Origin of the sequence: Bradyrhizobium sp. BR2003 (assembly GCF_009720285.1) — a bacterium.
Classification (GTDB): domain Bacteria; phylum Pseudomonadota; class Alphaproteobacteria; order Rhizobiales; family Xanthobacteraceae; genus Bradyrhizobium; species Bradyrhizobium elkanii.
This window is the reverse complement of record NZ_SMYJ01000024.1, coordinates 1-24065: the sequence shown is the minus strand read 5'-3', so window position 1 is coordinate 24065 and position 24065 is coordinate 1. Positions and strand designations below refer to the sequence as shown.

The following is a 24065-nucleotide window of genomic DNA, read 5'->3' as shown; positions in this document are numbered from 1 at the left end:
TGATTTCGTCATTCCGGGTTCGATGCTTCGCATCGGCTCGGAATGACGATGACCGTTACCGCTGCGTCAGGAAGCCGACCACGGCTTCGGTGAAGGCATGCGACTGCTCGACGTTGGAAATGTGCGCGGCATCGAGCAGCGTCATGCTGGCGCCGGGAATGCCGCTGCGGATCATCTCACCCGCCGACACTGGAGTCGCCATGTCCTGCTTGCCTGCGATCACCAGGGTCGGGCTCTTGATCCTGGGCAGCAGGGCGCGCTGGTCGAGCGTCGACAGCGCCTCGCAGCAGGCGAGATAGCCTTCGACAGGCGAGGCCACCAGCATCGCCTTCATGCGCGCCGCGGTCTCCGGCTCGCGCTCGCGGAAATCGGCGGTCAGCCAGCCGGCGATCACGGTGTCGGCGACGGCGGCGATGCCGCCTTCCTTCACCGCCTTGATGCGGTTCAGCCAGTTGGTCGGATCGGGATAGTAGCAGGCGGTGTTGGCCAGGATGATCTTGCCGAATCGTTCCGGGGCATTCGCTCCCAGCCACTGTCCGACCATGCCGCCCATCGACAGCCCGCACCAATGCACTTTCTCGATGTTGAGGTCGTCGAGGATCGCCAACACGTCGCGGCCGAAGCGCTCCATGGAGTAGGGGCCCGCCGGCACGCTGGATTTGCCGTGACCCCGGCGGTCGTAGCGGATGACGCGGAACAGCTGCGTCAGTGCCCGCATCTGCGGCTCCCACATCTGCAAGGTGCAGCCGAGAGAGTTCGATAGCATCAAGGTCGGTCCGCCGTCGCGGCCGTCCACCTGGACGTTGAGCAGGCACCCGTCGGCGTTGATCATCGGCATCGGTCCAAACCTCCCGTGTCATGCGCGGGCTTGACCCGCGCATCCATCAAGAAAGAGTCTTCTGCGATGATGGATTGCCGGGTCAAGCCCGGCAATGACATCGGAGAAGCTCGTTGGCAATCTCATTTGCTCAGCGAAGCCAGCAGGCGGTCGATCAGCGCTTGCGAGGCGCCCTGATAGGCCATCGGCTCGAACAGCTCCGCGATTCGTGTCGCGTCGAGATGTGTGATGACCTTGGCGTCCGCGGACAGCACCTCGCGCAGATGCTTCTTCTCCACGACGGCGCGCTTGCTGGCGGCCTCGATCAGATGATGGGCGTCGCTCTTGCCGATCTTGTCGGCGAGCGCAAAGGTGATGGCTTCCGCCATGATCAACCCTTGAGTCGCATCGAGATTGACGCGCATCCGCGCCGCATCAACCTCGAGCCCTTCGGCGAGATCGACGATGGCGGCAAGCGCGCCCGAGGTCACCAGCATCAGGCCCGGCAAGGTCGGCCATTCCGCGTGCCACGGGCCGGCGCTGCGCTCATGGTCCTGCACCTGCGCGGCGAAGATCGTGGCGGCAAGGTTCGGCGCCATTGTCGCAGCGCTTAGCGCGCTCGCGGCCGCGACCGGATTGCGCTTGTGCGGCATGGTGGAGGAGCCGCCGCGACCGGCGCCCGCGGGCTCGAACGCCTCGCCGACATCGGTCTGCATCATCAGCGAGACGTCGCGCGCGATCTTGCCGCAGCTGCCGGCGAGGATCGCGAACACCGACGCGGCCTCGGCGATGCGGTCGCGATGGGTGTGCCAGGGCGCATCCGGCAGCGGCAGATCGAGCTCTTGCGCAAGCTGCGCGGCGACCGCTAAGCCCTTGTCGCCAAGCGCGGCGAGCGTCCCGGCGGCGCCGCCAAATTGCAGCGCCAGCGTCTCGCGGCGCAGGCGCAGCAAGCGCTTGCGGGAGCGATGCAGCGCCGCGGCATATTCGGCGAGTTTTAGCCCAAACGGCATCGGCAGCGCGTGCTGCAGCCAGGTCCGCGCGACCACGGCGGTGTTGCGATGGGCGCGCGCAAGCCCGGCGAAGCCGGCAACGGCGCGGTCGAGATCGGCCAGCAGTGCGTCGATCCCCGCGCGCAGCGACAGCATCGTCGCGGTGTCGATGACGTCCTGGCTGGTCGCGCCCCAATGCACGTAGCGCGCCGCCTCGGCATCCGCCTTGGCGACATTGGCGGTCAGGGCCTTCACCAGAGGGATCGCCAGATTACCGGACCGCATCGCGGCGTCGGCCAGCGCGGCGAGGTCGAACGATTCGGCCTTGCAGGCCGCAGCGATCGGTCCTGCGCCAGCTGCGGGAATCACCCCGCAGGCCGCCTCGGCGCGGGCCAGCGCGGCCTCGAAATCCAGCATGTTCTGCAGCGTGGCGGCGTCGTCGCACACCGCGCGCATCGCGGCGCTCGACAGCATCGGCGCAAGCAGGGGAGAGAGGGCTGTGCTCATTGCCGGCGACCTAACCACTCCCGCGCGTCGCTGCCAATGCCCCCGGGCCTGCCTGCATTTTCAACAGCGGGGATTGCGCGATTTCGTGAACAGCGGGCTTGGCTTGCTGCGGTTGCGAATATGCATCGCTCATCCTCCGAAGGTGCCCTTTCCTTTGCGCCCCGGCTGCTTTACTTGGGGAAAAGGTTCTAGCGATCGAGGAGGTCCCCCATGGCCATGACAATGACCGGCGAAGTCCAGCTTGCAGCGCCGCGCCAAGCTGTGTGGGACAAGCTCAACGATCCCGAAGTGTTGAAGGCCTGCATTCCCGGCTGCGAAGAGCTGGAGAAGACCGACGAGGGCGGCTTCCGCGCCACCGCCAAGATGAAGGTCGGCCCGGTCTCCGCCCGCTTCAAGGGCAAGGTCACATTGAGCGATCTCGACCCGCCGAACGGCTACAAGATCTCGGGCGAAGGCGAGGGCGGGGTGGCCGGCTTTGCCAAGGGCGGCGCCACCGTTGGCCTTGCCGACAAGGATGGCGGCACGCTTTTGAGCTACAACGTCGAGGCGCAGATCGGCGGCAAGCTCGCCCAGCTCGGCCAGCGCCTGATCAACGGCGCCGCCAAGAAGCTGGCCGATGAATTCTTTGCAAATTTCGCCAAGGCGGTGCAGGGTTAGCCCCGCCTTTCGGCTGGATTATTCAGGTCCGGCCATGTCTTGCCGTTATGTCCTGGATGGGTGGCTCGAAAGGTTGCCCATCGCGGGGCGCGCCCATATTATGCCGTCTGGAATGATTTAAAACCGCCTGCTTCGCCGATATGCGGTGGCGCAGATAAGAGAGTGCTGATGGCCAAGATTTCAATGATCGTGAACGGCAACCCCGTGAACGCGAATGTCGACCCCCGTACCCTTCTGGTCCAGTTTCTGCGCGAAAACCTGCGGCTGACCGGCACCCATGTCGGCTGCGACACCTCGCAGTGCGGCGCCTGCGTCGTGCATCTGGACGGCAAGGCGGTGAAGTCCTGCACGACGCTTGCGGTGATGGCCGACGGTCATGAGGTCAAGACCATCGAAGGGCTGGCGGCTGACGGCGCGCCGCTGCATCCGATGCAGGAGGCCTTCCGCGAGCATCACGGCCTGCAGTGCGGCTTCTGCACGCCGGGCATGATCATGACCGCGGTCGACCTGGTCCATCGCAAGGGCCACGAGCTCTCCGACGAAGTGATCCGCGAGGAGCTGGAAGGCAATCTGTGCCGCTGCACCGGCTACCAGAACATCGTCGCTTCGATCGCCGCCGGCGCCAAGGCGATGGCGAAGTCGGACTTGGCTTAATCAGACTTGGCCTAACAAGCCGGGCCTCGCGTAATCAGCAATTCATCGCGACCGCGATCAGGACATTCCAATGTACGAATTCAAATATCACCGTCCCGGCACCGTGCGGCAGGCCGCCAACCTGCTGGTGAAGAACGAGGACGCCAAGCTGATCGCCGGCGGTCACACGCTGGTGCCGGTCATGAAACAGCGGCTCGCCAGCCCGCCGCATCTGGTCGACCTCTCCCATATCGAAGGTCTCGATACCATCGAGATGAAGGGCCGCTCGCTGGTCATCGGCGCCACCGCCAAGCACGCCGAGGTCGCGAACTCCGCGGTCGTGGGCGAGGCGATCCCGGCGCTGGCCGAGCTGGCCGGCCTGATCGGCGATCCCGCCGTGCGCCACCGCGGTACCATCGGCGGCTCGCTCGCCAACAACGACCCGACCGCCGACTATCCGGCCGCGGTGCTGGCGCTGGGCGCGACGATCGTCACCAACAAGCGCCGCCTCAAGGCCGAGGAGTTTTTCCAGGGCCTGTTCTCGACCGCGCTGGAGGCCGACGAAATCATCACCAAGGTGATGTTCCCGCTGCCGAAGAAGGCGGCCTACGTCAAGTTCCGCAACCAGGCCTCGCGTTATGCGCTGGTCGGCGTGTTCGTGGCCAAGCGTCCGTCCGACGTGCGCGTCGCGGTCACCGGCGCGGGCTCCGACGGCGTATTCCGCGTCACCGCGTTCGAGGACGCTCTGAAGAAGCGCTTCTCGCACAAGGTGCTCGACGGCATCGCGGTTTCGGCCGACGGGCTGAACAGCGACCTGCACGGCAGTGCGGAATACCGCGCGCATCTGATCGGCGTTTTGACGCGCAGGGCGGTGGAAACCGCGAACGCCAAGGACTAAGTACCAAGGCGTGACTTTGCTCACTCTCGTTCGAAGACTGGCTGTTCCATGAGTGCATCGGCGTTACCCACTTCCGTCGATGCGCTCGAGGATCTCTTGACCTCGCGCGGCTATCTCGCCGAGCGGTCGCTCGCGACCGTGACCTATCTTGCGCTGCGGATGGGTCGGCCGCTGTTCCTCGAAGGCGAAGCCGGCGTCGGCAAGACCGAGATCGCAAAGGTGTTGTCGGCGGCGCTCGGGCGCAAGCTGATCCGCCTGCAATGCTATGAAGGCCTCGACGTCGCCTCCGCGGTCTACGAGTGGAGCAGCGCGGCGCAGATGATCGCGATCCGCCTGGCGGAGGCTTCCGGCGACACCGATCGCGACCAGCTCGCGAGCGACATTTTCGCCGAACGCTTCCTGATCAAGCGGCCGCTGTTGCGGGCGCTCGAGCCCGATGTCGCGGGGCCGCCAGTGCTCTTGATCGACGAACTCGACCGCGCCGACGAGGCGTTCGAGGCGTATCTGTTGGAAATCCTCAGCGACTTCCAGGTCACGATCCCCGAGCTTGGCACCGTGAAGGCACCGGCGCCGCCGATCGTGATCATCACCTCGAACCGCACGCGCGAGATTCACGACGCGCTGAAGCGGCGCTGCCTCTATCACTGGGTGGATTATCCCTCCGCCGAACGAGAGCTCGCGATCGTCAAGTCGCGGGTGCCGAACATTTCCGCAAAGCTGTCGCAGCAGGTCGTCCGCTTCGTGCAGGCGCTGCGCAACCAGGACTTCTACAAGTCGCCGGGCGTCGCCGAGACCATCGACTGGGCTACCGCGCTGTCCGAGCTCGATGCCCGCTCGCTGACCCCGCAGGTGGTCGGCGACACGCTGGGCGCGCTCTTGAAGTATCAGGACGACATCGCGCGCATGCAGGGCGATGCGCTGCAGAAGACATTGAAGGAAGCGACGAGCGAGACGTAAGTCGCGCGTCATGACAACGTCCGTCATTCCGGGGCGATGCGTCAGCAGCGAACCCGGAATCTCGAGGTTCGGGGTTCGCTCGCTTCGCGCGCGCCCCGGAACGACGGGAAATGGATTACGATGGCGATCAACCACCTCGCGCCCCCGACCGGCCACATGGCCGACAACGTGATCGGCTTTGCCCGCGCGCTGCGGGCGGCCGGGCTCCCGGTCGGGCCGGGTTCGGTGATCGATGCGCTCGATGCGCTGCAGCTGATCGAGGTCGGGCATCGCTCCGATTTCTACGCCACGCTGGAAGCGATCTTCGTCAAGCGCCATGAGCACGCGCTGATCTTCCGTCAGGCCTTCGAGCTGTTCTTCCGCGCCGCCGAGGAGTGGAAGAGCATGCTGGATTCGGTGCCGCTGCCCGACCACGCCAGGAAGAAGCCGCCGCCGGCCTCGCGCCGCGTCCAGGAGGCGATGGCCCAGCCGGCGCGGAGCGAGGAGCGTCCGCAGGCCCAGGAGCAGGAGCTCAAGCTCTCGGTCTCCGACAAGGAGGTGCTGCAGAAGAAGGATTTTGCGCAGATGACCGCGGCGGAGATCGCCGAGGTGACGCGCGAGATCGCCAAGATGCGGCTGCCGCAGGCCGAGCTCGTGACCCGCCGCTACCAGCCGGACGCGCGGGGTCTCCGGCTCGACATGCGCCGAACCGTGCGCAATTCGCTGCGCACCGGCGGCGAGATCATCGATATCAGAAAGCTCGGCCGGATCGAGAAGCCGGCGCCGATCGTGGCGCTGCTCGATATCTCGGGCTCGATGAGCGAGTACACCCGCCTGTTCCTGCATTTCCTGCATGCCATCACCGACGCCCGCAAGCGGGTCTCGGTGTTCCTGTTCGGCACCCGCCTGACCAATGTGACGCGGGCGTTACGGGCGCGTGACCCCGACGAGGCGCTGGCGAGCTGCTCGTCTTCGGTCGAGGACTGGGCCGGCGGGACGCGGATCGCGACCTCGCTGCACAGCTTCAACCAGCTCTGGGCCCGCCGGGTGCTCGGGCAGGGTGCCATCGTCCTCCTTATATCCGATGGACTAGAACGGGAGGCCGATGCCAAACTGGCCTTCGAGATGGACCGATTGCACCGTTCCTGCCGCCGCCTGATCTGGCTCAATCCGCTGCTGCGCTACTCCGGCTTCGAGGCCAAGGCGCAGGGCATCAAAATGATGTTGCCCCACGTTGACGAATTTCGCCCGGTGCATAACTTGACGTCCATCAAGGGCTTGATCGGGGCTCTCTCGTCCCCGCCGCCGGCGCACCACCGCAGCCTGATCCGCTCCGTGGCCTAGGGAGGTTCACATGCTCAACCGCGACGAAGACATCCTGCAGGCCGCCGAGACCTGGCAGAAAGAGGGCCATGGCGTGGCGCTTGCCACCGTGGTCGAGACCTGGGGCTCGGCGCCGCGCCCGGCCGGCTCGAGCCTCGTCATCAATGACGACGGCACGTTTCTCGGCTCGGTCTCCGGCGGCTGCGTCGAGGGCGCCGTGGTCACCGAGGCACTGGATGTGATCGCGAGCGGGCAGCCAAAAATGCTCGAATTCGGCGTCGCCGACGAGACGGCCTGGAATGTCGGCCTGTCCTGCGGCGGTACCATCCGCGTGTTCGTCGAGAAGGTCGGGTAGTGTCGCCGATTTGAAGTTCCTGTAGTATATGCCGCGCGTGCGGTTCAGGAACTTCAAATCGATAAGCGGCACTACAATCGTTGAGTTGCAAGTGCCCCTCTTGTTTCCGAAGTTCGTACGAGAGGGCGCCGCGAGAGAGGTACGAACTTCGGAAACGGGGCACTTGCCGTGAAGCTCGAGATCCTGAAAGAACTGAACGCCGAGCGCGCCGCGCGCCGCCCGGTGATCGTCGTCACCGACACCTCCAATGGCGAGCAGCGCCTGGTCAAGGCCGCGGACATCGCCGCCGATCCCCTGCGTGCCGAGCTGTCAAAGCAGCTGCGGATGGGCAAGAGCGGCAATGTCGAGGTCGGGGCCAAGAAGCTGTTTCTCAACGTCTACGCGCCGACCGCAAAGCTCGTGATCATCGGCGCGGTCCATATCAGCCAGGCGCTGGCGCCGCTGGCGCGCTCGCTCGACTATGACGTCACGGTGGTCGATCCGCGCACCGCGTTTGCGAGCCCGGAGCGCTTCCCCGACGTGCCGCTGGTCGCCGAATGGCCCGACGTCGCGCTGCCGCCGCTCAATGTCGATCACTACACCGCCTTCGTCGCGGTGACGCACGATCCGAAGATCGACGATCCGGCGCTGCTGCACGCCTTCGACCGCGACTGCTTCTATATCGGCGCGCTCGGCTCGCGGAAGACCCACGCCAAGCGCGCCGAGCGGCTGCGCGCGCTAGGCGCGCGAGACAGCGACATCGCGCGCATCCACGCGCCGATCGGCCTTGACATCGGCGCGGTGTCGCCGTCGGAGATCGCGGTTGCGATCATGGCCGAGATCACCGCGCAGCTGCGTTTGCCTCCCAAAGAAAGCTCCAAGCAAAAAGAAGAAGCGGCATGAAATTCGGTCCCGCCAGTCCGGCCGACGCGATTGGCGGCGTCACCGTTCACACCCTCCGCCAGGGCGCGCTGGTGCTCAAGAAGGGCACCACGATCGGCCCCGCCGAGGTCGAGGCGCTGACCAAGGCCGGCGTCGACGAGATCGTCGTGGTGCGGCTCGACGAAGGTGACGTTTCCGAGGACGCCGCGGCCGCCAGCATCGCGCAGGCGGTGGCGGGCGAGGGTGTCAATGTCGAGCGCGCCTTCACCGGCCGCGCCAATCTGTTCGCGGCGCGCCCCGGCGTGCTGGTGATCGATCGCGCCGCGGTCGACCGCATCAACGACGTCGACGAGGCCATCACCTTCGCAACCCTTGCCGCGTTCAAGCCGGTGGTCGAAGGCGAGATGATTGCGACCGTCAAGCTGATCCCGTTCGGCGTCGAGGGGCGCTTACGCGATGCCGCCGTCGCGGTCGCCGGCAAGGATACGCTGCGGATCGCGCCCTATGTGATCCGGAAGGTCGGCGTGGTCTCGACGCTGCTGCCGGGCCTCGCGCCGAAGGTGATCGACAAGACGCTGCGCGTCACCGCCGAACGGCTCGCGCCGGCCGGCGCCACCATCATCGCCGAGCGCCGCGTGCCGCATGACGAAACCGTGCTCGCCGCCTCGATCAAGGAATTGCTCGAGCTCGGGGCCGAGCTCGTCATCGTGTTCGGGGCGTCCGCGATCGCCGACCGCCGCGACGTGATCCCGGCTGCGATCACCGAGATCGGCGGCGCGGTCGAGCATTTCGGCATGCCGGTCGATCCGGGCAATCTGCTGCTGATCGGCAGCGCCGGCGGCGTGCCGGTGCTGGGCGCGCCGGGCTGCGCGCGTTCGCCGGTCGAGAACGGTTTTGACTGGGTGCTGATGCGGCTGCTCGCCGGCATCAAGGTGACGCGGTCGGATCTCACCGGCATGGGCGTCGGCGGCCTGCTGATGGAGATCGTGACGCGGCCGCAGCCGCGCACCGTCCCGGACACCGAAGGCAACCGCAACGTCGCGGCGATCGTGCTCGCCGCCGGCCGCTCGACCCGGATGGGCGGCCCGAACAAGCTGCTCGCCGAGCTCGACGGCAAGAAGCTCGCGCGCATCGTCGCCGAGCAGGCGCTGGCGTCGAAGGCTTCCGAGGTGATCGTCGTCACCGGGCATCAGGCCGAGCTGGTCGAGCAGGCGCTCGATGGCCTCAAAGTCAAGTTCGTCCGCAACCCGGATTTCGCCGGCGGTCTCGCCAGCTCGGTCAAGGCGGGCATTGCGGCGGTGTCCGACAGCATTGACGGCGCGGTCGTCTGCCTCGGCGACATGCCGCTGATCGATGCGAAGCTGATCGACCGCCTGATCGAGACCTTCGCGCCGGACCGCGGCCATCTGATCGCGGTCCCGGTCAGCGAGGGTCGGCGCGGCAATCCGGTGCTGTGGTCGCGGCGCTTCTTCAAGGAGCTGATGACGCTCGACGGCGACATCGGCGCGCGCCATTTGATCACCAAGCATGCCGAGGTGGTCGCCGAGGTCCCGGTCGAAGGCGACAGCGCCTTCCTCGACATCGACACGCCGCAGGCGCTGGAAGCGGCAAGACGCGGTTAGCTCTATCGCCGTCGTCCCGGCGAAAGCCGGGGCCCGTTACCACAAATGCCGATTGTCTTGCGAGGCTGGGGCCGCTGCCTCGCCCACAACGGCTTTCGCTGGGACGACGAGTGGATGGAGCATCGGCGCCCTCAACCCGTCATTCACCATCTGGAAACGACCCCTGCGTACAGTCCGCGCCGGACTTTGGGGGATTTCCGCTTGATCATTTCGACCGCCGCCGCGCAGCGTCGCGCGCTGACGATTCTTGTTCTAACGTTGCTGCTCGGCGCCACGCGTTTCTCCGTGGAAACCTTCGTGCCCAAGGCGCGCGCGGCCGGCGCGTTCGCAGTCGGCAAGTGCGGAGCCTACGGCCAGGCCTACGACTATGCGGCGGAAGGCGCGGCGCGCGCTGCGGCGCTGAAGCAGTGCAAGGGCGATTGCACCACCGTGACCATGAAGCGCGCCTGTGCCGCGCTCTCGATCGACATGAAAAATCCTTGCGGCGCCCATGGCTATGCGGTGGCGCCGAAGATCTCGAGCTCGCTCAATGCCGCGACCAAGAAGTGCTACGACTATGGCGGCAAGGAATGCGTGATCCGCGCCTGGGCCTGCGACGCCAAGGGGTAGGGCGGCGGCCGATCCGCAAGGTCCGCTTGGCTGGCAAGGCGCGCTGACAGCCCTCGGTCCGAGCGGCGCTCAGACGGCACCATAGAAGTGTCGGTATTGCCAGGCGGCGTCGCGCTCCAATTGGTCTTCAGACCACGATTGGTCTTTGAACCGCATGGCCGACATCGGCGATAGATCGACGGGCGGCTTGCCGTCCACGATCCAGGCCGCAAGCGCCTCGCCGACGGCCGGCGAGATCGACAGACCGGCGACGTTGCACCCGCTCGCAAAATAGAAACCGGTCACGCCGGCGGCCGGGCCAAGAATATGATGGCCGTCGGCGGTCATGGTCGGAATGCCGCCGCGAAATTCCCGCACCTTGGCGGTTTGCAGGAACGGAAGCTGGTTCTTCACCTCATCGGCGGCTGCATGAAGCACGCCGATGTCGAGCGGCATGTCCTTGATGTCGAAGCCTGCCCCAAGCGATTGCATGTCGAAGAAGCGCGGCGTTTCCTCGTAGACGCCCCACAGGAAACCGCCCATACACCGCGGCATCCATGATGCGGATCATCGGCAGGTCGGCACGCGCGCCATCCAAAGGCTCGGTGACGATCAATTGCTGCCGGATCGGCACCAGCGGCACGCGAATCCCGCTCGCCTCCGCGACCTGCCGCGTCCACGCGCCGGCCGCATCGACGACAACCGGACTTTCAATGACGCCGTTCGCGGTGGTCACGCCGATCACGATGCCGCCGACGATGTTGACGGCGCGCACGTCGATCTTCGGCAGCAAGGTTGCACCATTGGCCGCCGCGGCTTTGGCGAAACCGACGGCAACCTGCGCCGGGTCGAAATACCGGTCGTCGCCGATCCGCATCGCCGCGACGACGCCCGCCGGCTGCAAGAACGGATTGAGGCCGCTCGCCTGTTCCGGAGAGATCAGCTCGACATCGAGGCCGGTGCGGCGTCCGCGCTCGAAGTCGTCCTCGATCACGTCGGCATCCTGCGGCCGACGCGCAATCTTGAGGCTGCCGGAATGTACCCAGTCGAGCGGCTGGCCGGTTTCCTCCGTGAACGCCTCGATCTTGCGGCATGCGTCCTTGATGAGGCCAATCATCAAGTCGCTCTTGCGCGCGCAACTCACCATGCCTGCCGCGCGGGGGGAGGTTTGCGATCCGATCTCATGCTTGTCGACAAGGGCGACGCTGAGACCTCCGCGCTTGCTCAGGTAATAGGCTGTGGCCGCGCCCAATCCGCCCGAACCAATAACAACAACATCGGCCTTGCTGATCATGATGCAATGCCGTGAAATATGCTGATGGTAATCGAACGCCCGAAGCCTACTACGCGGCGCAGGACCTGACTATCGCTTTCCGTCCAGGCACTGGCGGAGCCTTTGCGACGTCGCACGGCTAGCGGTCGACGTGTGGGTTGAGCTTCTTCGCCGCAGCGATATCAGCTTCGCCGGCCGCGATGTCGCCCTTCAGGCGGGCAGGGTCCGCCCGTGGGCTGCTTAAGAAACTAACGCCAGCGCCTGGCGGGCAGACGAGGGATGCGCGGTCAGAACTGGCATTTGTCGTCAACCTGCGGATAGATTTATCGCCATGCAGTTCGACACCAAGATCGCGGTCGTGATCCGCACCGACCTGGAAGTCTGGCAGAAGCTCAACGTGGCGTCGTTTCTTGCCGGCGGCATCGCCGCTTCCTTTCCCGAATGCATCGGGGAGAATTACGAGGACGGCTCGGGGACCAGATATCTCTCCCTGATCGGCCAGCCGATCCTGATCTACGGCGCCGACGGGCCTGCGCTGTCGCGGGCCCTGGAGCGCGCGCTGGCGCGCAACGTGCAGCCGGCGCTTTACACCGAGGACATGTTCAGGACCACGCATGACGCCGCCAACCGCGAGGTGGTGAAGGCGGTCGCGCGCAGCGAGCTCAATCTGGTCGGCCTCGCCATTCGTGCCGAGCGCAAGGTGGTCGACAAGATCCTCGACGGGCTGAAGTTTCACACGTAGCGGACAGCGAGCGTAGTGCGGTCCGGCGCTTATCGGCTCGCCTCCTTGTCCGGCATGATCTGCAGCAACGGCGTCGGCGCAATCGATATCTGGCCGGTGAATGGTCGATCGTGCGCGGCGATCAGCAGAACCGATGTGGCCACGCCGGTCGCGAACAGTCCCATCGCGATGGCGGATCCCAAACGGTTGTCGCAGTGAACAAGGGCGATGACCAATAGCTCGCAGATGGCCTGAAGGTAGAGGCACCACCATTTGATCGAATCGACCTCCGTCTGGCTGACGATGATCCGTTGCCGTCGCGCATCGAGTGCCGAATTCAGATTGGTGATGATCTCGTGCTGCGTCGTCTGCTGGCCCGGGTTTTGCGCGGGCGTTGACACGACAAGCCGCAACGCCGCGGTCAGCGCGGGAGGCGCTGCCTTGAGCGATGCGGCCTGGCGCGCCATCATCGGCCATTCCACGGCGACCGTTTCCTCGACATAGTCGCGAACGAGACCGCGCAGGCGCGCCTCCTGCTCCGGCGGCAGGCCGCCGGCGAGCAAGATGACCGCGCGCAGCGAACTGGCCTCGCGGCTCACCGCCGCGGTGGCGCGATCGCTGTCACTCCAGACCTGTGCCGCGGTGAACGCGACAAACAGGCCGAAAAGGATGCCGAGCACCGGCACATGCCGGGAGAAATCGATTTGAAGGACGTTGCGCGCTCCTTGGTCGACAGGATCGCAACGCCTGCGAAAATGAGAATGGCAACAAGATAGGTGAAGCCGAAGACGATGAAGGCCATCCACGGCACAGAAAGGTTGTGTAACCAATCGCTCATAGGTGTTTCCCCCCAGCCGATCGCTCGTATCAACTCCCGCTGCACCGGATGATCACGTGCCGCCCGGGTCGTTCGCCATGACCTTGCTAGGCCATTGGTGCGACAAAAGAGCCCGACAGGCAACTCAGCAAGGGGCGTTTCGCGGTCGTCGCGAATGTGGGACGAGATGCGGTGGACGCCGAGTGCGCGATCGACGACAGCAAGCGAAGCGGACGGTGAAGTCGTGTGGTCCTGACGCGCTGGTCGCAGGTGTCTCCCCGCAAAACCCGCGAGCGTTTTTGCGGGGGGCGACGACAAACAAGCGCGGTCTCGCCGGGGAGAGCACGAAGTAAGCCGTAGCCCATCGCGCAGGGCAGGCCGGATTGCGCCGGTTACGCCTGTGGTCCTGATCCTGTGCTTTTTGTTGCAGGGCCCATGGGTGCGACCGGCATCCGGTTTTCCCTGCGCCCTCTGTTCCCCAAGGGATGAAAATAAAGCAGCAAACTCGGGCATTTGCGGCGCGAGATCGCGAACCGATGCGCACCCGAAGAAGCCGCGAAGGCCGACAGGAACGCTTCCGGCCGGCAGACGTTTTCCCTGAACGCATTGACAATGACTGACTGGTCAGTCATATTGAGGCCATGACAAAGCGCATCGAACAATCGACCGGCTGCCGGCCTGCCAAGCGCCGGACCACCACGATCCGGGCTGCGGCGGCGAGGATCCCGAAGGTGGCCTCGGCGAAGCCGCCCGAGCCGAAGCCGGCTGGGAACCGCGCCGAGAAATCGGCGGAGCGGCGGGCTGCGATCGTCGCGGCGGCGATGGACGAGTTCATCGCGCGCGGCTTTGCCGCGACGCGGCTCGATGATGTCGCCAAGCGGGCGGGCGTCGCCAAGGGCACGCTCTATCTGTACTTCAAGGACAAGGAGTCGATGTTCGAGGAGCTGATCCGCACCGCCGTCGTGCCTTTGGTCAATCGCATGGCCGCGCCGCCCACCATCACCGGCCCGGTGCGCGATGCGGTGGAGAGATTTGCCGAGACCTTCATCCGCGAGATCGTGTCGACCCGGCGCGGCGACATCGTCCGCCTGATCGTCTCCGAAGGGCCGCGCTTTCCGGCGATCGCCGACTTCTATTTCCGCGAGGTGGTGTCGAAGGGGATGGCCGCGATGCAGGCGCTGATCCAGCTCGCGATCACGCGCGGCGAGATCAGGCAGCGCCAGCTCGCGCAGTTTCCCCAGCTCGTCGTGGCGCCCGCGATCGTCGCGGTGATCTGGCAGAGCCTGTTTGCGCGGCACGCGCCGCTCGATGCCCTCGCGATGTTCAAGGTTCATCTCGATCTGATCTTCGGCGAACGGAGCAAGACATGACCGGCTCGCGCATGATGAAGCTTGTCACGGCAGTCGTGCTGGCGGCGACGCTGGCCGGTTGCCAGGAGAAGCGGGATCCCGGCTTCCAGGGCTGGGTCGAGGCCGACATGATCTTCGTCAGCCCGGATGAATCCGGCCGCGTCATCAAGCTCAATGTGCGCGAGGGCGACGAGGTCAAGCCCGGCGATCTGCTTTATTCGGTCGACGACGATCTGCAGCGCGCCGATCTCAACCAGAACAACGCGACCCTCGCCAACGCGCGGCAAAGCTATGACCGCGCAGCCTCGCTGCGCGGCACCGGCGCCGGCACCCAGGCCAATCTGGATTCCGCGGTCTCGGCGCTGCGCGTCGCGGAGGCGCGGGTCAACACCTCGCAGACCCGGCTCGACCGTCGCAAGGGCTTTGCGCCGATCGCGGGCTCGATCCAGCAGATCTACTTCCGCGAGGGCGAGATGGTGCAGGCGCAGCGCCCGGTGCTGTCGATCATGCCGCCGGGCAATATGAAGCTGCGCTTCTTCGTGCCGGAGACCGAGCTGCCGAAGCTCGCGCTCGGCGACGAGGTGAGGGTGACCTGCGACAATTGCGCCGCCGACCTCACCGCAAAGATCTACTTCATCGCCACCACGGCGGAGTACACGCCGCCGGTCATCTACAGCCTCGATGAGCGCAACAAGCTGGTCTATCTGATCCAGGCGCGGCCGAGCCGGCCCGATGTGCTGCGCGTCGGCCAGCCGATCAGCATCTACCTGAATCCCAAGACGCCGGTGGCGGAGCGCAGATGAACGGCGGCTCCACCAGCGCGCGGTCGAGCGCACCCTCCATCGCCATCGATGTGAAGGGCCTGACCAAGTCGTTCGGCGGACGCGAAGTCGTTCATGACTTGTCGATGCAGGTCAAGCGCGGCTCGATCTACGGCTTCCTCGGTCCCAACGGCAGCGGCAAGACCACGACCATCCGCATCCTGTGCGGCCTGCTGACGCCCGACAGCGGCGAGGGCACCTGCCTCGGCTACGACATCCGGCGCGATGCCGACAAGATCAAGCGCAAGGTCGGCTACATGACGCAGCGCTTCAGCCTCTACCAGGATCTGTCGGTGCGCGAGAATCTCGAATTCGTGGCGCGGCTCTATGGCATGCCGGACGCGCGCGGGTCCGCGGCCGACATGATCGCGCGGATCGGGCTGAAGGGCCGCGAGGAGCAGCTCGCCGGCGAGCTGTCCGGCGGCTGGAAGCAGCGGCTGGCGCTCGGCGCCTGCACGCTGCCCAATCCGCAATTGCTGCTGCTGGACGAGCCGACCGCCGGCGTCGACCCCAAGGCACGGCGCGATTTCTGGAACGAGATCCACGCGCTCGCCGCCGAAGGCCTCACCGTGCTGGTCTCGACCCACTACATGGACGAGGCCGAGCGCTGTCACGAGATCGCCTATATCGCCTACGGTCATCTGCTGGCGCATGGCACGGTGGACGAGGTGATCGCCGCCTCCGCGCTGTCGACCTGGACGGTGACGGGCGAGGACTTCAACGGCCTGATGGCCGAGCTCACCGACAAGCCCGGCATCGACATGGTGGCGCCGTTCGGCACCAGCCTGCACGTCTCCGGCCGCGACAAGGCGGCGCTCGCGGCCGCGATCGCGCCCTATCGGGACAATTCGAAATGGCATTGGCAGGCCAGCGAGCCGTCGCTCGAAGACGTCTTCATCGACCTGATGGGGCGCTCCAAGGATAATTTCCAAGGATAATTTTCAAGGATAGGTTCCGATGAGCGCAACGGATACGATCCACGGCGAGACGAGGGAGCCGGCATTCGGCTTCTGGCGGCGCAGCTACGCGATGCTGGTCAAGGAATTCATCCAGCTTCGCCGCGACCGCGTCTCGTTCGCCATGATCATCATGCTGCCGGTGATGCAGCTGACGTTGTTCGGCTACGCCATCAACACCACGCCGCGCAATCTGCCGACCGCGGTGCTGACCCAGGAGGACAGCGATCTCGGCCGTTCGATCCTGAAGGCGATGGAGAACACCGCCTATTTCCATTTTGTCCGCGAGGTCCACACCGTCGAGGCGTTCGACGAGCTGCTGCAATCCGGCAAGGTGCTGTTCGGCGTCGAGATCCCGCGCGGCTTCGAGCGCGCGGTGCGGCGCGGCGACAGGCCGGCGCTACTGGTCGCGGCCGATGCCACCGACCCGGTCGCGTCGGGCTCGGCGCTCGGCGCACTCGGGCCGCTGGTGCAATCGGCGCTGGCGCATGATCTGCACGTCGGCGATCCCCCGGACATGCCGTTCGAAATCCGCGCCCACGCCCGCTACAACCCGGCGGCGGACTCGCGCCTCAACATCGTGCCCGGCCTGGTCGGGACCATCCTGACCATGACCATGCTGATCTTCACCGCGCTGTCGGTCACGCGCGAGATCGAGCGCGGCACCATGGAGAGCCTGCTGTCGATGCCGATCAAGCCGGTCGAGGTGATGTTCGGCAAGATCATCCCCTATGTGCTGGTCGGCTTCATCCAGGCCACGCTGATCATCGCCATCGGCATCGTGCTGTTCGGCGTGCCGGTCCTCGGCAGCCTCACGCTGTTGGCACTGCTCACCACGCTGTTCATCACCACCAATCTGTCGATCGGCTACACCTTCTCGACCATCGTGCAGAACCAGCTGCAGGCGATGCAGCTCTCGATGATGTTCTTCCTGCCGAGCATCCTGCTGTCCGGCTTCATGTTTCCGTTCGCGGGCATGCCGGTCTGGGCGCAATATATCGGCGAGGGGTTGCCGCTGACCCATTTCGTGCGCATCGTCCGCGCCATCATGCTGAAGGGGGCGGCGATGCCGAACCTGCAATACGACACCGTCGCGCTGGTCGCCCTGATGCTGTTCGCCATGACGATCGCGGTGACGCGCTTCCGCCGCACGCTCGATTGAGGCTAGTATGGCTGTCACTGAGCGTCATTCCGGGGCGTCTCGAGGAGGCGAACCCGGAATCTCGAGCTTCCGGGTTCGCTTCGCGCCCCGGAATGACGGGGGTGAGGGATTGACGGAATTTCCAGACAAGGAAGGCACAGCGGCCGGCGCGGCGGTCGCGACGGACTTCCATCACGCCCTGATGCGCGAGGTGATGACCACCGAGCTGCTCCGCATCAAGGTGCTGATCGGTACCGCCGCTACCCTCGCGGCGATCAGCCTGCTGGTGTATTTCTTTGCGCCCGACGCGGTCAGCCGCGTCTGGCACGGCAACCTCAGCCCCGTCTACGTCTTCTACGTCACCATTCCGCTGATCCTGTTCGAGTTCTGGGTGCATGGGGCGATCAGCTGGCACATGCGCAAGGGGCGCGACCTGCCGGTGGTCCGGCGCTACATCGGCGTGCTGGTCGAGACGTCGCTGCCGACCGTCGTGCTGGCGCTGCACATGAGCAGCATGGGGCCGCAGGAGGCGCTCGGCTTCGTGGCGCCGCTGATCTATTTCGTCTTCATCATCCTGTCGACGCTGCGGCTCGACTTCTGGCTCTCGACCTTCACCGGCTTCGTCGCGGCGGCCGAGCTGTTCTACATGGCGGTGTTCTTCCATCCCTCGGGCGGCGGCGCGGCCGAGACCAGCCTCTACTATCACGCCGCGCGGAGCGCGATCATCCTGATCTGCGGCGTGCTGGCCGGCGCGGTCGGCATGCAGCTGCGCCGGCAGTTCGCGGCCAGCATCGCGGCCGCCACCGCGCGCGATCGCATCACCAATCTGTTCGGCCAGCACGTCTCGCCGCAGGTGGTCGAACGTCTGATGACGGAGGGCGCCGGCACCGGGAGCGACATCCGGCGCGTCGCCGTGATGTTCGTGGATTTCCGCAGCTTCACGGCCGGCGCGCGCACCCGCTCGCCGCAGGAGGTGGTGGACAGGCTCGACGGCGCCTTTGCCGTGCTGGTCGATATCCTCGATCGCCATGGCGGCATCGTGAACAAGTTTCTGGGCGACGGCTTTCTCGCCCTGTTCGGTGCGCCGTTCGAGACCGGCGAGGCCGCACACCAGGCGGTCGCCGCTGCGCGTGAAATGCTTGCGGCGAACGAGCGCACCAACGCCGCGTCGAGCTGGCCGCTGCGCATCGGCATCGGCATCCACATCGGCGAGGTCGTCGCCGGCAATATCGGCTCGCCGCGGCGCAAGGAATACACGGTGATCGGCGACACCGTGAATTTTGCCGCGCGGCTCGAGGCGCTCAACAAGGAGCTCGGCTCGCAGTTTTTGATTTCCTCTGCGGTGCGCGAGGCGCTCGGCGACGACTGCAAGGACGCGGTGTCGCGCGGCGAGATCCCGGTGCGGGGTTACGAGCAGCCGGTGCACGTCTGGCAGCTGGGGTAGGCGTCAACACTCGCAAACCGCGCGAGCTGTCTGCTTCTGACTTGCCCGCGATTGTACCGAGTGCTCTGAAGGGCGTCGTTGCGACCGTGTTACGATAGCGCCGTTGGAATGACCGGAGCACAAGGACAAGCAAGATGCAGCGGCGCTATATCACCGTCGACGTTTTCACCGACCGCGCCTTCGGCGGCAACCCGCTCGGCGTGGTGCTCGACGCCGAGGGATTGTCGACGGAACAGATGCACGCGATCGCCACCGAGTTCAACTATTCCGAGACGACCTTCGTGCTGCCGCCGCAGGACAAGGGCAACGACGCCCAGGTTCGCATCTTCACGGTGCGCTCGGAAATTCCGTTCGCCGGCCATCCCAATGTCGGCACCGCCTTCGTGCTGGCGAGCCGGGCAGCGAAGCCGCCGGCGCAGCTGAGGTTCGAGGAGAAGGCGGGTCTCGTGCCGGTCGCGATCCTGTCCGACGGCGGCAGGGTGCTCGGCGCCGAGCTGACGGCGCCGCAGCCGTTGCAGCGGACCAACGAGGTGAGCGCGGCCGACGCCGCCGCGTGCCTGTCGCTGTCGGCGGCTGACGTGAAGACCGATCGGCATGTGCCGCAGGTGGTCTCGGTCGGCCTGCCGTTCCTGGTGGTGGAGATCGCCTCGCGCGAGGCGCTGAGGCGCGCCCGGCCGGATGCGGCGGCGTTCGCCAGGACGCTGGCCGAGATCGGCCGCGACGTCGTCTATTTCTACACAAGCGACGTGCCGGCGAGCGAGCAGCCGCTCGACCTGCAAGCGCGCATGTTCCATCCGGGCGCCAGCGGCCTGTCCGAGGATCCCGCGACCGGCAGCGCGACCGCGGCCTGCGCGGCGCTGCTGGCCGATATCGATCCCGCGCGCGACGGCGAGTTGCGGCTGCGGATCGGGCAGGGCGTCGATATGGGCCGGCCGAGCCTGTTGCTGACGCGCGTGCGCAAGCAAGCCGGCGCGATCATATCAGTGCATGTCGGCGGCGGCTGCGTGAAGATGATGGAGGGGACGCTGAATGTGCCGGGCGAGGCAGGCTAGACCTGCGGCGCCGCCAGGTTCTCGATCCTGACGCCGTCGCGCTCCTCGATGATCTCGGCGATCCAGCGACGGTGGCAGTGTTCGTGGTCGCGCTCGTAGCAGAGGATGCAGACCGGGCCGGACTTCTTCACCAGAGCCGACAGCTCGTCGAGCTCTTCCTTGGCCTGCGCCGTCTTCAGATGCGCCGAATAGATCTTGTGCAGCAGCGCATATTGCCCGCTGCGCGCCGCCTCCCGGCCGCTTTTCGGCGTGCCGAGGCCGCGCAGATGGACGTAGCCGATGCCGCGCTCGTCGAGACCGGCGGCGAGCTGGGTCTTGGAGAAGCCGGGCCGGCGCGAGGACGCGACCGCGCGGACGTCGACCAGCAGCTTGACGCCGGCCTGCTGGAGCTCGTCGAGCACCGCCTTCGACGGCGTCTGCTCGTAGCCGATGGTGAACAGCCTTTTCGCCTTCGCCATCGGTTCTCCCTCACTTCACCCGTTCGATCAATTCCATCGCGCCAGCGGGCGCGCGGACCTTGCCTTCGTGGATCACATAGGCGAACACGTCGCGCGGCGCCTTCTTGGGCGCGGCCTTGTCGACCTTCGGCAGATCGTCGGGCTCGCCGCCGCCGGCCCAGTCCTGAAACCGCTTGGCCCAGGCGTCGAGCTGCTTCGGCGGATAGCAGGTCTTCAATTCGTCATTGCCCTTCTGCAGCCGGGCATAGACGAAGTCGCTCGCGACATCGGCAATCGCCGGATATTTGCCGTGCTCGGCGAACACCACCGGCACCTCGTGCTCGCGAATGAGGGCGACGAATTCGGGCACGCAAAAACTGTCGTGGCGGACCTCGACGACGTGGCGCAGCGCGCGGCCGTCGAGCTTGCGCGGCAGCAGCTCGAGGAACTTGCCGAAATCGGCGCCGTCGAATTTCTTGGTCGGCGCGAACTGCCAGAGCACCGGCCCGAGCCGGTCCTTCAGCTCCAGCACGCCCGAATCATAGAACCGCTTCACCGAATCGCCTGCCTCGGCGAGCACGCGGCGGTTGGTGGCGAAGCGTGGTCCCTTCAGCGAGAAGATGAAGCCGTCGGGCACTTCGCTGGCCCATTTGCGAAAGCTCTCCGGCTTCTGCGAGCCGTAATAGGTGCCGTTGATCTCGATCGAGGTCAGCTTGGAGGCGGCATAGGACAGCTCCTTCGATTGTGCGAGCTTCTCGGGATAGAACACCCCGCGCCACGGCTCGAAGGTCCAGCCGCCGATGCCGATATAGATGTTGCCTGCGTCTGTCTTGGTCTTGGTCGCCTTGGTGGGAGCTTTGGCCACGACTGCACTCATCGTGAGGGAGGGAACAGGAAACAAGATTAGTCAAAATAATCGTGATTGGCCAGTTTGCCAGCGTGCTTATCGTCGCCGTCGCTCTTCGCTACGATGCGCCAAAATGGAGAACAACAAATGCGCATGCTGGTTGCGGCCGCCCTCTTGATCATGTCCTCCGACGCCATATCGTCCGCTGCGATGGCCGATGAGGTCGACGATGCGCACAAGCTCGCGATCACCGGCCGCGACGCCTACTGGAATTGTCTCGCCCGCGAATATCCCCGCGACAGCAACAAGGCGATGTCCGACCAGGAATTCACCTCGCTGATCGCCAATGTCTGTCCCTCGGAGCGGCAGAACTTCCGGGTGTCGCTGATCGACTTCCTGTCGCTGCAATTTCCGAAGCAGGATGCCGACGCCAATCTGACCACCGCCAACCGCGCGATCGAGCTCGCGCAGAAGGACATCGTGACCGCCTTCACCCGGCGCAAGGCCGCGGCGAAATAGGTTCCCAAATCCTGTTGCGGCCGGCCGATTTTTGATATCAATCCGCGCAGGCGAGGGGATGATCGGCATGAGCTCACAATCGACGGCAGGCTTTTTGGGCGCATTGGTCGCAGCCATCGCGCTGGCGGCGGCGTTCATTTACGGGCCGTCGCCGACCCAGCTCCGTAACCCGACCCGGTCGGCCGCGCAGCCGCAGGCGGCTCCCGCCGCCGAGGCCGCGCCGGCGGCCCCGGCGCCACGCGGCCCGGTGATCCGGGAAGTCCCGAACAACTAGCACCTCCTGCGCCCCTTGCGGATCGCCCGGGGGCTTCCTATCTTGCATCCAACGGCGACGTTGCAGCTTCAGGGCTCCGGCGCTGGAACGACCACGACATTGATGGCTGCGCCGGATGTACGCGCGCCCCTTGTTCGTGGTCGTTGGCATTTTGAGGGGTGTTTTGTCCCGTTTTCCCGCTTTCCGAGCGTGCGTTTGGGTCGGCCTGCCTTGGCAGCGGGTGAGGCTGCGGCTATACGCTGGCGCTCATGAACGAAGCCATCAAGCCGGGCCCCGAAACCTCATCGCAGGCGGCAAGTTTGCCGCAGCTTTCGGTGGTCGTCCCGACCTTCAACGAACGTGACAATGTCACGGTGCTGTATCGCCGGCTCGACGCGACGCTGAAGGACGTGTCCTGGGAAGTCATCTTCGTCGACGACAATTCGCCCGACGGAACCTGGGACGTGGTGCGCGCGCTGGCGCGGAAGGATTCCCGCGTGCGCTGCATCCGCCGGATCGGCCGGCGCGGCCTGTCCGGCGCCTGCATCGAGGGCATCCTGGCGTCGAGCGCACCCTATGCCGCTGTCATGGACGCCGACCTGCAGCATGACGAGAGCCAGCTGCCGAAGATGGTGGCGCTGCTGCAGAGCGGCGAGGCCGAGCTCGTGGTCGGCAGCCGCTACATCGAGGGCTACAAGGCCGACGGCTTCAACAAGCAGCGCGCCGGCGCCAGCGCCTTTGCCACCGAGATCGCCCGACGCGCACTGAAGGTCGAGATCGCCGACCCCATGAGCGGCTTCTTCATGATCCGCCGCGACCGGTTCGAGCAGCTCGCGCCGCAGCTGTCTACGCAAGGCTTCAAGATCCTGCTCGACGTGGTGGCGACGGCGGAAGGCAAGCTGCGCGCGGTCGAAATTCCCTACACCTTCGGCGCGCGCCAGCATGGCGAGAGCAAGCTCGACTCGATGGTCGCGCTCGACTTCCTCGGCCTGGTGCTGGCGAAGCTGACCAATGATCTGATCTCGCTGCGCTTCATTCTGTTCGCAGCCGTCGGCGGGCTCGGTCTGGTGGTGCACCTCACCGTGCTGTTCATCGCGCTCGAACTGTTCAAGGCGCCATTCCCGGAGGCCCAGGCCACCGGTGCGATCGTCGCCATGACCAGCAACTTCATCCTCAACAATTTCCTGACCTACCGCGACCAGCGGCTGAAGGGCTTTGGCATCCTGCGCGGCCTGCTGCTGTTCTATCTGGTCTGCAGCGTCGGCCTGCTCGCCAATGTCGGCGTCGCGTTCTCGGTCTACGACCAGGAGCCGATCTGGTGGCTGGCGGGCGCGGCCGGCGCACTGATGGGCGTGGTGTGGAATTACGCGATGTCCGGGCTGTTCGTCTGGCGCAAGCGATGACGGTGGCATGAACGCGAACGAGGCGCGGCTTGCCCGAAACACCGCGCTTGCGGTGTGCGCGCTGGTCGTGTTGCGACTGGCCGCCGCGGCATGGACGCCGCTGACCTTCGACGAAGCCTATTACTGGATGTGGTCGAAGGCGCTCGCCGGCGGCTATTACGACCATCCGCCGATGGTGGCGATGGTGATCCGGCTCGGCACCATGATTGCGGGCGACACGCCGTTCGGCGTGCGGCTGGTGTCGATCCTGCTCGCACTGCCGATGAGCTGGGCGATCTACCGGGCGGCCGAGATCCTGTTCGGCGGCCGGCGCATCGCCGCGAGCGCAACGATCCTGCTCAATGTGACGCTGATGGCCGCCGTCGGCACGCTGATCGTGACGCCGGATGCGCCGCTGCTGGTCGCTGCCAGCCTCCTGCTGTACGCGCTCGCAAAGGTACTGGAGAGCGGTCGCGGCGCCTGGTGGCTTGCGGTCGGCGCCGGCGCCGGCGCGGCGCTGCTGTCGAAATACACCGCGCTGTTCTTTGGTCCGGCGATCCTGATCTGGCTTGCGATGGTGCCGAAGCTGCGGCGCTGGTTTCTCTCGCCCTGGCTCTATCTCGGCGGTCTGGTCGCGCTCGGCCTGTTTGCGCCGGTCATCCGCTGGAACGCCGATCACCACTGGGTGTCGTTCATCAAGCAGATGGGCCGCGCGCGGATCGAGGATTTCCGGCCGACCTACATCGCCGAGCTGATTCCGACCCAGTTTGCGTTCGCAACGCCATTGGTGTTCATCCTCGGCGTGATGGGTCTCTACGCGCTGTATCGGCGCCGCGCCGGCGCGATGGAGGCGCGCGCGCTGGTCAA

Annotated in this window: 28 protein-coding genes; 20 read left to right on the top strand and 8 right to left on the bottom strand. The window is 65.9% G+C overall.

Features of this window, described 5'->3' with window-relative positions:
• Positions 1–55: 55 nt before the first annotated feature.
• Together pcaD and E2I15_RS16270 are read right to left on the bottom strand one after the other, a co-directional pair.
• Positions 56–838, bottom strand: coding sequence for a 3-oxoadipate enol-lactonase (gene pcaD / locus E2I15_RS16275; protein ID WP_137483403.1), 783 nt, complete (start codon positions 836–838; stop codon positions 56–58).
• A gap of 122 nt (positions 839–960) precedes the next feature.
• The gene (locus E2I15_RS16270) at positions 961–2313 is read right to left on the bottom strand and encodes a 3-carboxy-cis,cis-muconate cycloisomerase (RefSeq protein WP_137483404.1); all 1353 of its coding nucleotides are present in this window, start codon (positions 2311–2313) and stop codon (positions 961–963) included.
• A 210-nt stretch (positions 2314–2523) separates the two neighbouring features.
• Between E2I15_RS16270 and E2I15_RS16265 the strand changes: the two genes are divergently transcribed.
• The 9 genes from E2I15_RS16265 to E2I15_RS16225 all read left to right on the top strand — a co-directional run bounded on the left by E2I15_RS16265 (position 2524) and on the right by E2I15_RS16225 (position 10207).
• Complete coding sequence (locus tag E2I15_RS16265; RefSeq protein WP_016840413.1) at positions 2524–2970, top strand: SRPBCC family protein; 447 nt, start codon at positions 2524–2526, stop codon at positions 2968–2970.
• Positions 2971–3138: 168 nt separating this feature from the next.
• The gene (locus tag E2I15_RS16260) at positions 3139–3624 is read left to right on the top strand and encodes a (2Fe-2S)-binding protein (RefSeq protein WP_016840414.1); all 486 of its coding nucleotides are present in this window, start codon (positions 3139–3141) and stop codon (positions 3622–3624) included.
• 70 nt (positions 3625–3694) lie between these two features.
• Positions 3695–4501 carry an FAD binding domain-containing protein gene (locus E2I15_RS16255; protein ID WP_137483405.1) on the top strand — a complete coding sequence of 269 codons (807 nt, stop codon included), beginning with the start codon at positions 3695–3697 and terminating at the stop codon, positions 4499–4501.
• Between the two features lie 48 nt (positions 4502–4549).
• Positions 4550–5458 (top strand): AAA family ATPase, encoded by a 909-nt coding sequence (locus E2I15_RS16250; protein WP_137483406.1) that lies wholly within the window; start codon positions 4550–4552, stop codon positions 5456–5458.
• Between the two features lie 120 nt (positions 5459–5578).
• Complete coding sequence (locus tag E2I15_RS16245) at positions 5579–6781, top strand: vWA domain-containing protein (RefSeq protein WP_155262427.1); 1203 nt, start codon at positions 5579–5581, stop codon at positions 6779–6781.
• A 10-nt stretch (positions 6782–6791) separates the two neighbouring features.
• The gene (locus E2I15_RS16240; protein ID WP_018272401.1) at positions 6792–7115 is read left to right on the top strand and encodes an XdhC family protein; all 324 of its coding nucleotides are present in this window, start codon (positions 6792–6794) and stop codon (positions 7113–7115) included.
• A 168-nt stretch (positions 7116–7283) separates the two neighbouring features.
• Positions 7284–7997: an XdhC family protein gene (locus E2I15_RS16235; RefSeq protein WP_137483407.1), complete on the top strand. Its 714-nt coding sequence runs from the start codon at positions 7284–7286 to the stop codon at positions 7995–7997.
• Positions 7994–9598 (top strand): NTP transferase domain-containing protein, encoded by a 1605-nt coding sequence (locus E2I15_RS16230; protein WP_137483408.1) that lies wholly within the window; start codon positions 7994–7996, stop codon positions 9596–9598. Before E2I15_RS16235 ends, E2I15_RS16230 begins: the two co-directional genes overlap by 4 nt.
• Before the next feature lie 258 nt (positions 9599–9856).
• Positions 9857–10207, top strand: a complete 351-nt coding sequence (locus E2I15_RS16225; protein ID WP_246668425.1) for a DUF4189 domain-containing protein — start codon at positions 9857–9859, stop codon at positions 10205–10207.
• 69 nt (positions 10208–10276) lie between these two features.
• Here the strand turns inward: E2I15_RS16225 and E2I15_RS39005 are convergent, their stop codons facing one another.
• Together E2I15_RS39005 and E2I15_RS16220 are read right to left on the bottom strand one after the other, a co-directional pair.
• A complete protein-coding gene (locus E2I15_RS39005; protein WP_210241921.1) occupies positions 10277–10642 on the bottom strand; it encodes an FAD-dependent oxidoreductase in 366 nt (121 codons plus the stop codon).
• Positions 10602–11480, bottom strand: a complete 879-nt coding sequence (locus tag E2I15_RS16220) for an NAD(P)/FAD-dependent oxidoreductase (protein ID WP_210241922.1) — start codon at positions 11478–11480, stop codon at positions 10602–10604. Before E2I15_RS16220 ends, E2I15_RS39005 begins: the two co-directional genes overlap by 41 nt.
• Positions 11481–11790: 310 nt before the next feature.
• Here E2I15_RS16220 and E2I15_RS16215 point away from each other — a divergent pair, with 310 nt between their 5' ends.
• Positions 11791–12201, top strand: a complete 411-nt coding sequence (locus tag E2I15_RS16215) for a DUF2000 family protein (protein ID WP_016840425.1) — start codon at positions 11791–11793, stop codon at positions 12199–12201.
• Between the two features lie 29 nt (positions 12202–12230).
• Here E2I15_RS16215 and E2I15_RS16210 read toward each other — a convergent pair whose 3' ends face one another.
• Positions 12231–12860, bottom strand: a complete 630-nt coding sequence (locus tag E2I15_RS16210; protein ID WP_246668424.1) for a bestrophin-like domain — start codon at positions 12858–12860, stop codon at positions 12231–12233.
• Complete coding sequence (locus E2I15_RS39235) at positions 12776–13018, bottom strand: hypothetical protein (RefSeq protein ID WP_246729417.1); 243 nt, start codon at positions 13016–13018, stop codon at positions 12776–12778. Before E2I15_RS39235 ends, E2I15_RS16210 begins: the two co-directional genes overlap by 85 nt.
• Before the next feature lie 620 nt (positions 13019–13638).
• On the opposite strand from E2I15_RS39235, the gene E2I15_RS16205 reads away from it, so the two are divergent.
• From E2I15_RS16205 to E2I15_RS16180, 6 genes are all read left to right on the top strand, one after another.
• On the top strand, positions 13639–14367 hold the full coding sequence (locus E2I15_RS16205; protein ID WP_137483410.1) for a TetR/AcrR family transcriptional regulator: 729 nt from the start codon (positions 13639–13641) through the stop codon (positions 14365–14367).
• A complete protein-coding gene (locus E2I15_RS16200; RefSeq protein ID WP_137483411.1) occupies positions 14364–15149 on the top strand; it encodes an HlyD family secretion protein in 786 nt (261 codons plus the stop codon). The genes E2I15_RS16205 and E2I15_RS16200 overlap by 4 nt, the downstream gene beginning before the upstream one ends.
• Positions 15146–16105: an ABC transporter ATP-binding protein gene (locus E2I15_RS16195; RefSeq protein WP_137483412.1), complete on the top strand. Its 960-nt coding sequence runs from the start codon at positions 15146–15148 to the stop codon at positions 16103–16105. Before E2I15_RS16200 ends, E2I15_RS16195 begins: the two co-directional genes overlap by 4 nt.
• 19 nt (positions 16106–16124) lie before the next feature.
• Positions 16125–17285 (top strand): ABC transporter permease, encoded by a 1161-nt coding sequence (locus E2I15_RS16190; protein ID WP_137483413.1) that lies wholly within the window; start codon positions 16125–16127, stop codon positions 17283–17285.
• Positions 17286–17394: 109 nt separating this feature from the next.
• Complete coding sequence (locus E2I15_RS16185; RefSeq protein ID WP_137483414.1) at positions 17395–18708, top strand: adenylate/guanylate cyclase domain-containing protein; 1314 nt, start codon at positions 17395–17397, stop codon at positions 18706–18708.
• A 134-nt stretch (positions 18709–18842) separates the two neighbouring features.
• Positions 18843–19760: a PhzF family phenazine biosynthesis protein gene (locus E2I15_RS16180; RefSeq protein WP_137483415.1), complete on the top strand. Its 918-nt coding sequence runs from the start codon at positions 18843–18845 to the stop codon at positions 19758–19760.
• On the opposite strand, the gene E2I15_RS16175 is transcribed toward E2I15_RS16180, so the two are convergent.
• Together E2I15_RS16175 and E2I15_RS16170 are read right to left on the bottom strand one after the other, a co-directional pair.
• Complete coding sequence (locus E2I15_RS16175) at positions 19757–20218, bottom strand: DUF488 domain-containing protein (RefSeq protein ID WP_137483416.1); 462 nt, start codon at positions 20216–20218, stop codon at positions 19757–19759. The genes E2I15_RS16180 and E2I15_RS16175 overlap by 4 nt on opposite strands.
• A 10-nt stretch (positions 20219–20228) precedes the next feature.
• Entirely contained in the window at positions 20229–21062 is an 834-nt protein-coding gene (locus E2I15_RS16170; protein WP_170991798.1) for a DUF72 domain-containing protein, read from the bottom strand.
• Between the two features lie 129 nt (positions 21063–21191).
• On the opposite strand from E2I15_RS16170, the gene E2I15_RS16165 reads away from it, so the two are divergent.
• From E2I15_RS16165 to E2I15_RS16150, 4 genes are all read left to right on the top strand, one after another.
• Positions 21192–21563 (top strand): hypothetical protein, encoded by a 372-nt coding sequence (locus E2I15_RS16165; RefSeq protein ID WP_137483418.1) that lies wholly within the window; start codon positions 21192–21194, stop codon positions 21561–21563.
• 67 nt (positions 21564–21630) lie between these two features.
• Positions 21631–21837: a hypothetical protein gene (locus tag E2I15_RS16160; protein WP_137483419.1), complete on the top strand. Its 207-nt coding sequence runs from the start codon at positions 21631–21633 to the stop codon at positions 21835–21837.
• A 248-nt stretch (positions 21838–22085) separates the two neighbouring features.
• The gene (locus E2I15_RS16155; protein WP_137483420.1) at positions 22086–23219 is read left to right on the top strand and encodes a glycosyltransferase; all 1134 of its coding nucleotides are present in this window, start codon (positions 22086–22088) and stop codon (positions 23217–23219) included.
• Between the two features lie 7 nt (positions 23220–23226).
• The coding region (locus tag E2I15_RS16150) for a glycosyltransferase family 39 protein (protein ID WP_196238914.1) at positions 23227–24065 on the top strand (839 nt) is incomplete at its 3' end.

Excerpts from the sequence above, each read along its gene's own strand:
- pcaD (WP_137483403.1), bottom strand. The coding sequence starts at position 838 with ATGCCGATGATCAACGCCGACGGGTGCCTGCTCAACGTCCAGGTGGAC.
- E2I15_RS16270 (WP_137483404.1), bottom strand. The coding sequence starts at position 2,313 with ATGAGCACAGCCCTCTCTCCCCTGCTTGCGCCGATGCTGTCGAGCGCC.
- E2I15_RS16265 (WP_016840413.1), top strand. The coding sequence starts at position 2,524 with ATGGCCATGACAATGACCGGCGAAGTCCAGCTTGCAGCGCCGCGCCAA.
- E2I15_RS16260 (WP_016840414.1), top strand. The coding sequence starts at position 3,139 with ATGGCCAAGATTTCAATGATCGTGAACGGCAACCCCGTGAACGCGAAT.
- E2I15_RS16255 (WP_137483405.1), top strand. The coding sequence starts at position 3,695 with ATGTACGAATTCAAATATCACCGTCCCGGCACCGTGCGGCAGGCCGCC.
- E2I15_RS16250 (WP_137483406.1), top strand. The coding sequence starts at position 4,550 with ATGAGTGCATCGGCGTTACCCACTTCCGTCGATGCGCTCGAGGATCTC.
- E2I15_RS16245 (WP_155262427.1), top strand. The coding sequence starts at position 5,579 with ATGGCGATCAACCACCTCGCGCCCCCGACCGGCCACATGGCCGACAAC.
- E2I15_RS16240 (WP_018272401.1), top strand. The coding sequence starts at position 6,792 with ATGCTCAACCGCGACGAAGACATCCTGCAGGCCGCCGAGACCTGGCAG.
- E2I15_RS16230 (WP_137483408.1), top strand. The coding sequence starts at position 7,994 with ATGAAATTCGGTCCCGCCAGTCCGGCCGACGCGATTGGCGGCGTCACC.
- E2I15_RS39005 (WP_210241921.1), bottom strand. The coding sequence starts at position 10,642 with ATGCCGCTCGACATCGGCGTGCTTCATGCAGCCGCCGATGAGGTGAAG.
- E2I15_RS16220 (WP_210241922.1), bottom strand. The coding sequence starts at position 11,480 with ATGATCAGCAAGGCCGATGTTGTTGTTATTGGTTCGGGCGGATTGGGC.
- E2I15_RS16215 (WP_016840425.1), top strand. The coding sequence starts at position 11,791 with ATGCAGTTCGACACCAAGATCGCGGTCGTGATCCGCACCGACCTGGAA.
- E2I15_RS39235 (WP_246729417.1), bottom strand. The coding sequence starts at position 13,018 with ATGAGCGATTGGTTACACAACCTTTCTGTGCCGTGGATGGCCTTCATC.
- E2I15_RS16205 (WP_137483410.1), top strand. The coding sequence starts at position 13,639 with ATGACAAAGCGCATCGAACAATCGACCGGCTGCCGGCCTGCCAAGCGC.
- E2I15_RS16200 (WP_137483411.1), top strand. The coding sequence starts at position 14,364 with ATGACCGGCTCGCGCATGATGAAGCTTGTCACGGCAGTCGTGCTGGCG.
- E2I15_RS16195 (WP_137483412.1), top strand. The coding sequence starts at position 15,146 with ATGAACGGCGGCTCCACCAGCGCGCGGTCGAGCGCACCCTCCATCGCC.
- E2I15_RS16190 (WP_137483413.1), top strand. The coding sequence starts at position 16,125 with ATGAGCGCAACGGATACGATCCACGGCGAGACGAGGGAGCCGGCATTC.
- E2I15_RS16180 (WP_137483415.1), top strand. The coding sequence starts at position 18,843 with ATGCAGCGGCGCTATATCACCGTCGACGTTTTCACCGACCGCGCCTTC.
- E2I15_RS16175 (WP_137483416.1), bottom strand. The coding sequence starts at position 20,218 with ATGGCGAAGGCGAAAAGGCTGTTCACCATCGGCTACGAGCAGACGCCG.
- E2I15_RS16165 (WP_137483418.1), top strand. The coding sequence starts at position 21,192 with ATGCGCATGCTGGTTGCGGCCGCCCTCTTGATCATGTCCTCCGACGCC.
- E2I15_RS16160 (WP_137483419.1), top strand. The coding sequence starts at position 21,631 with ATGAGCTCACAATCGACGGCAGGCTTTTTGGGCGCATTGGTCGCAGCC.
- E2I15_RS16155 (WP_137483420.1), top strand. The coding sequence starts at position 22,086 with ATGAACGAAGCCATCAAGCCGGGCCCCGAAACCTCATCGCAGGCGGCA.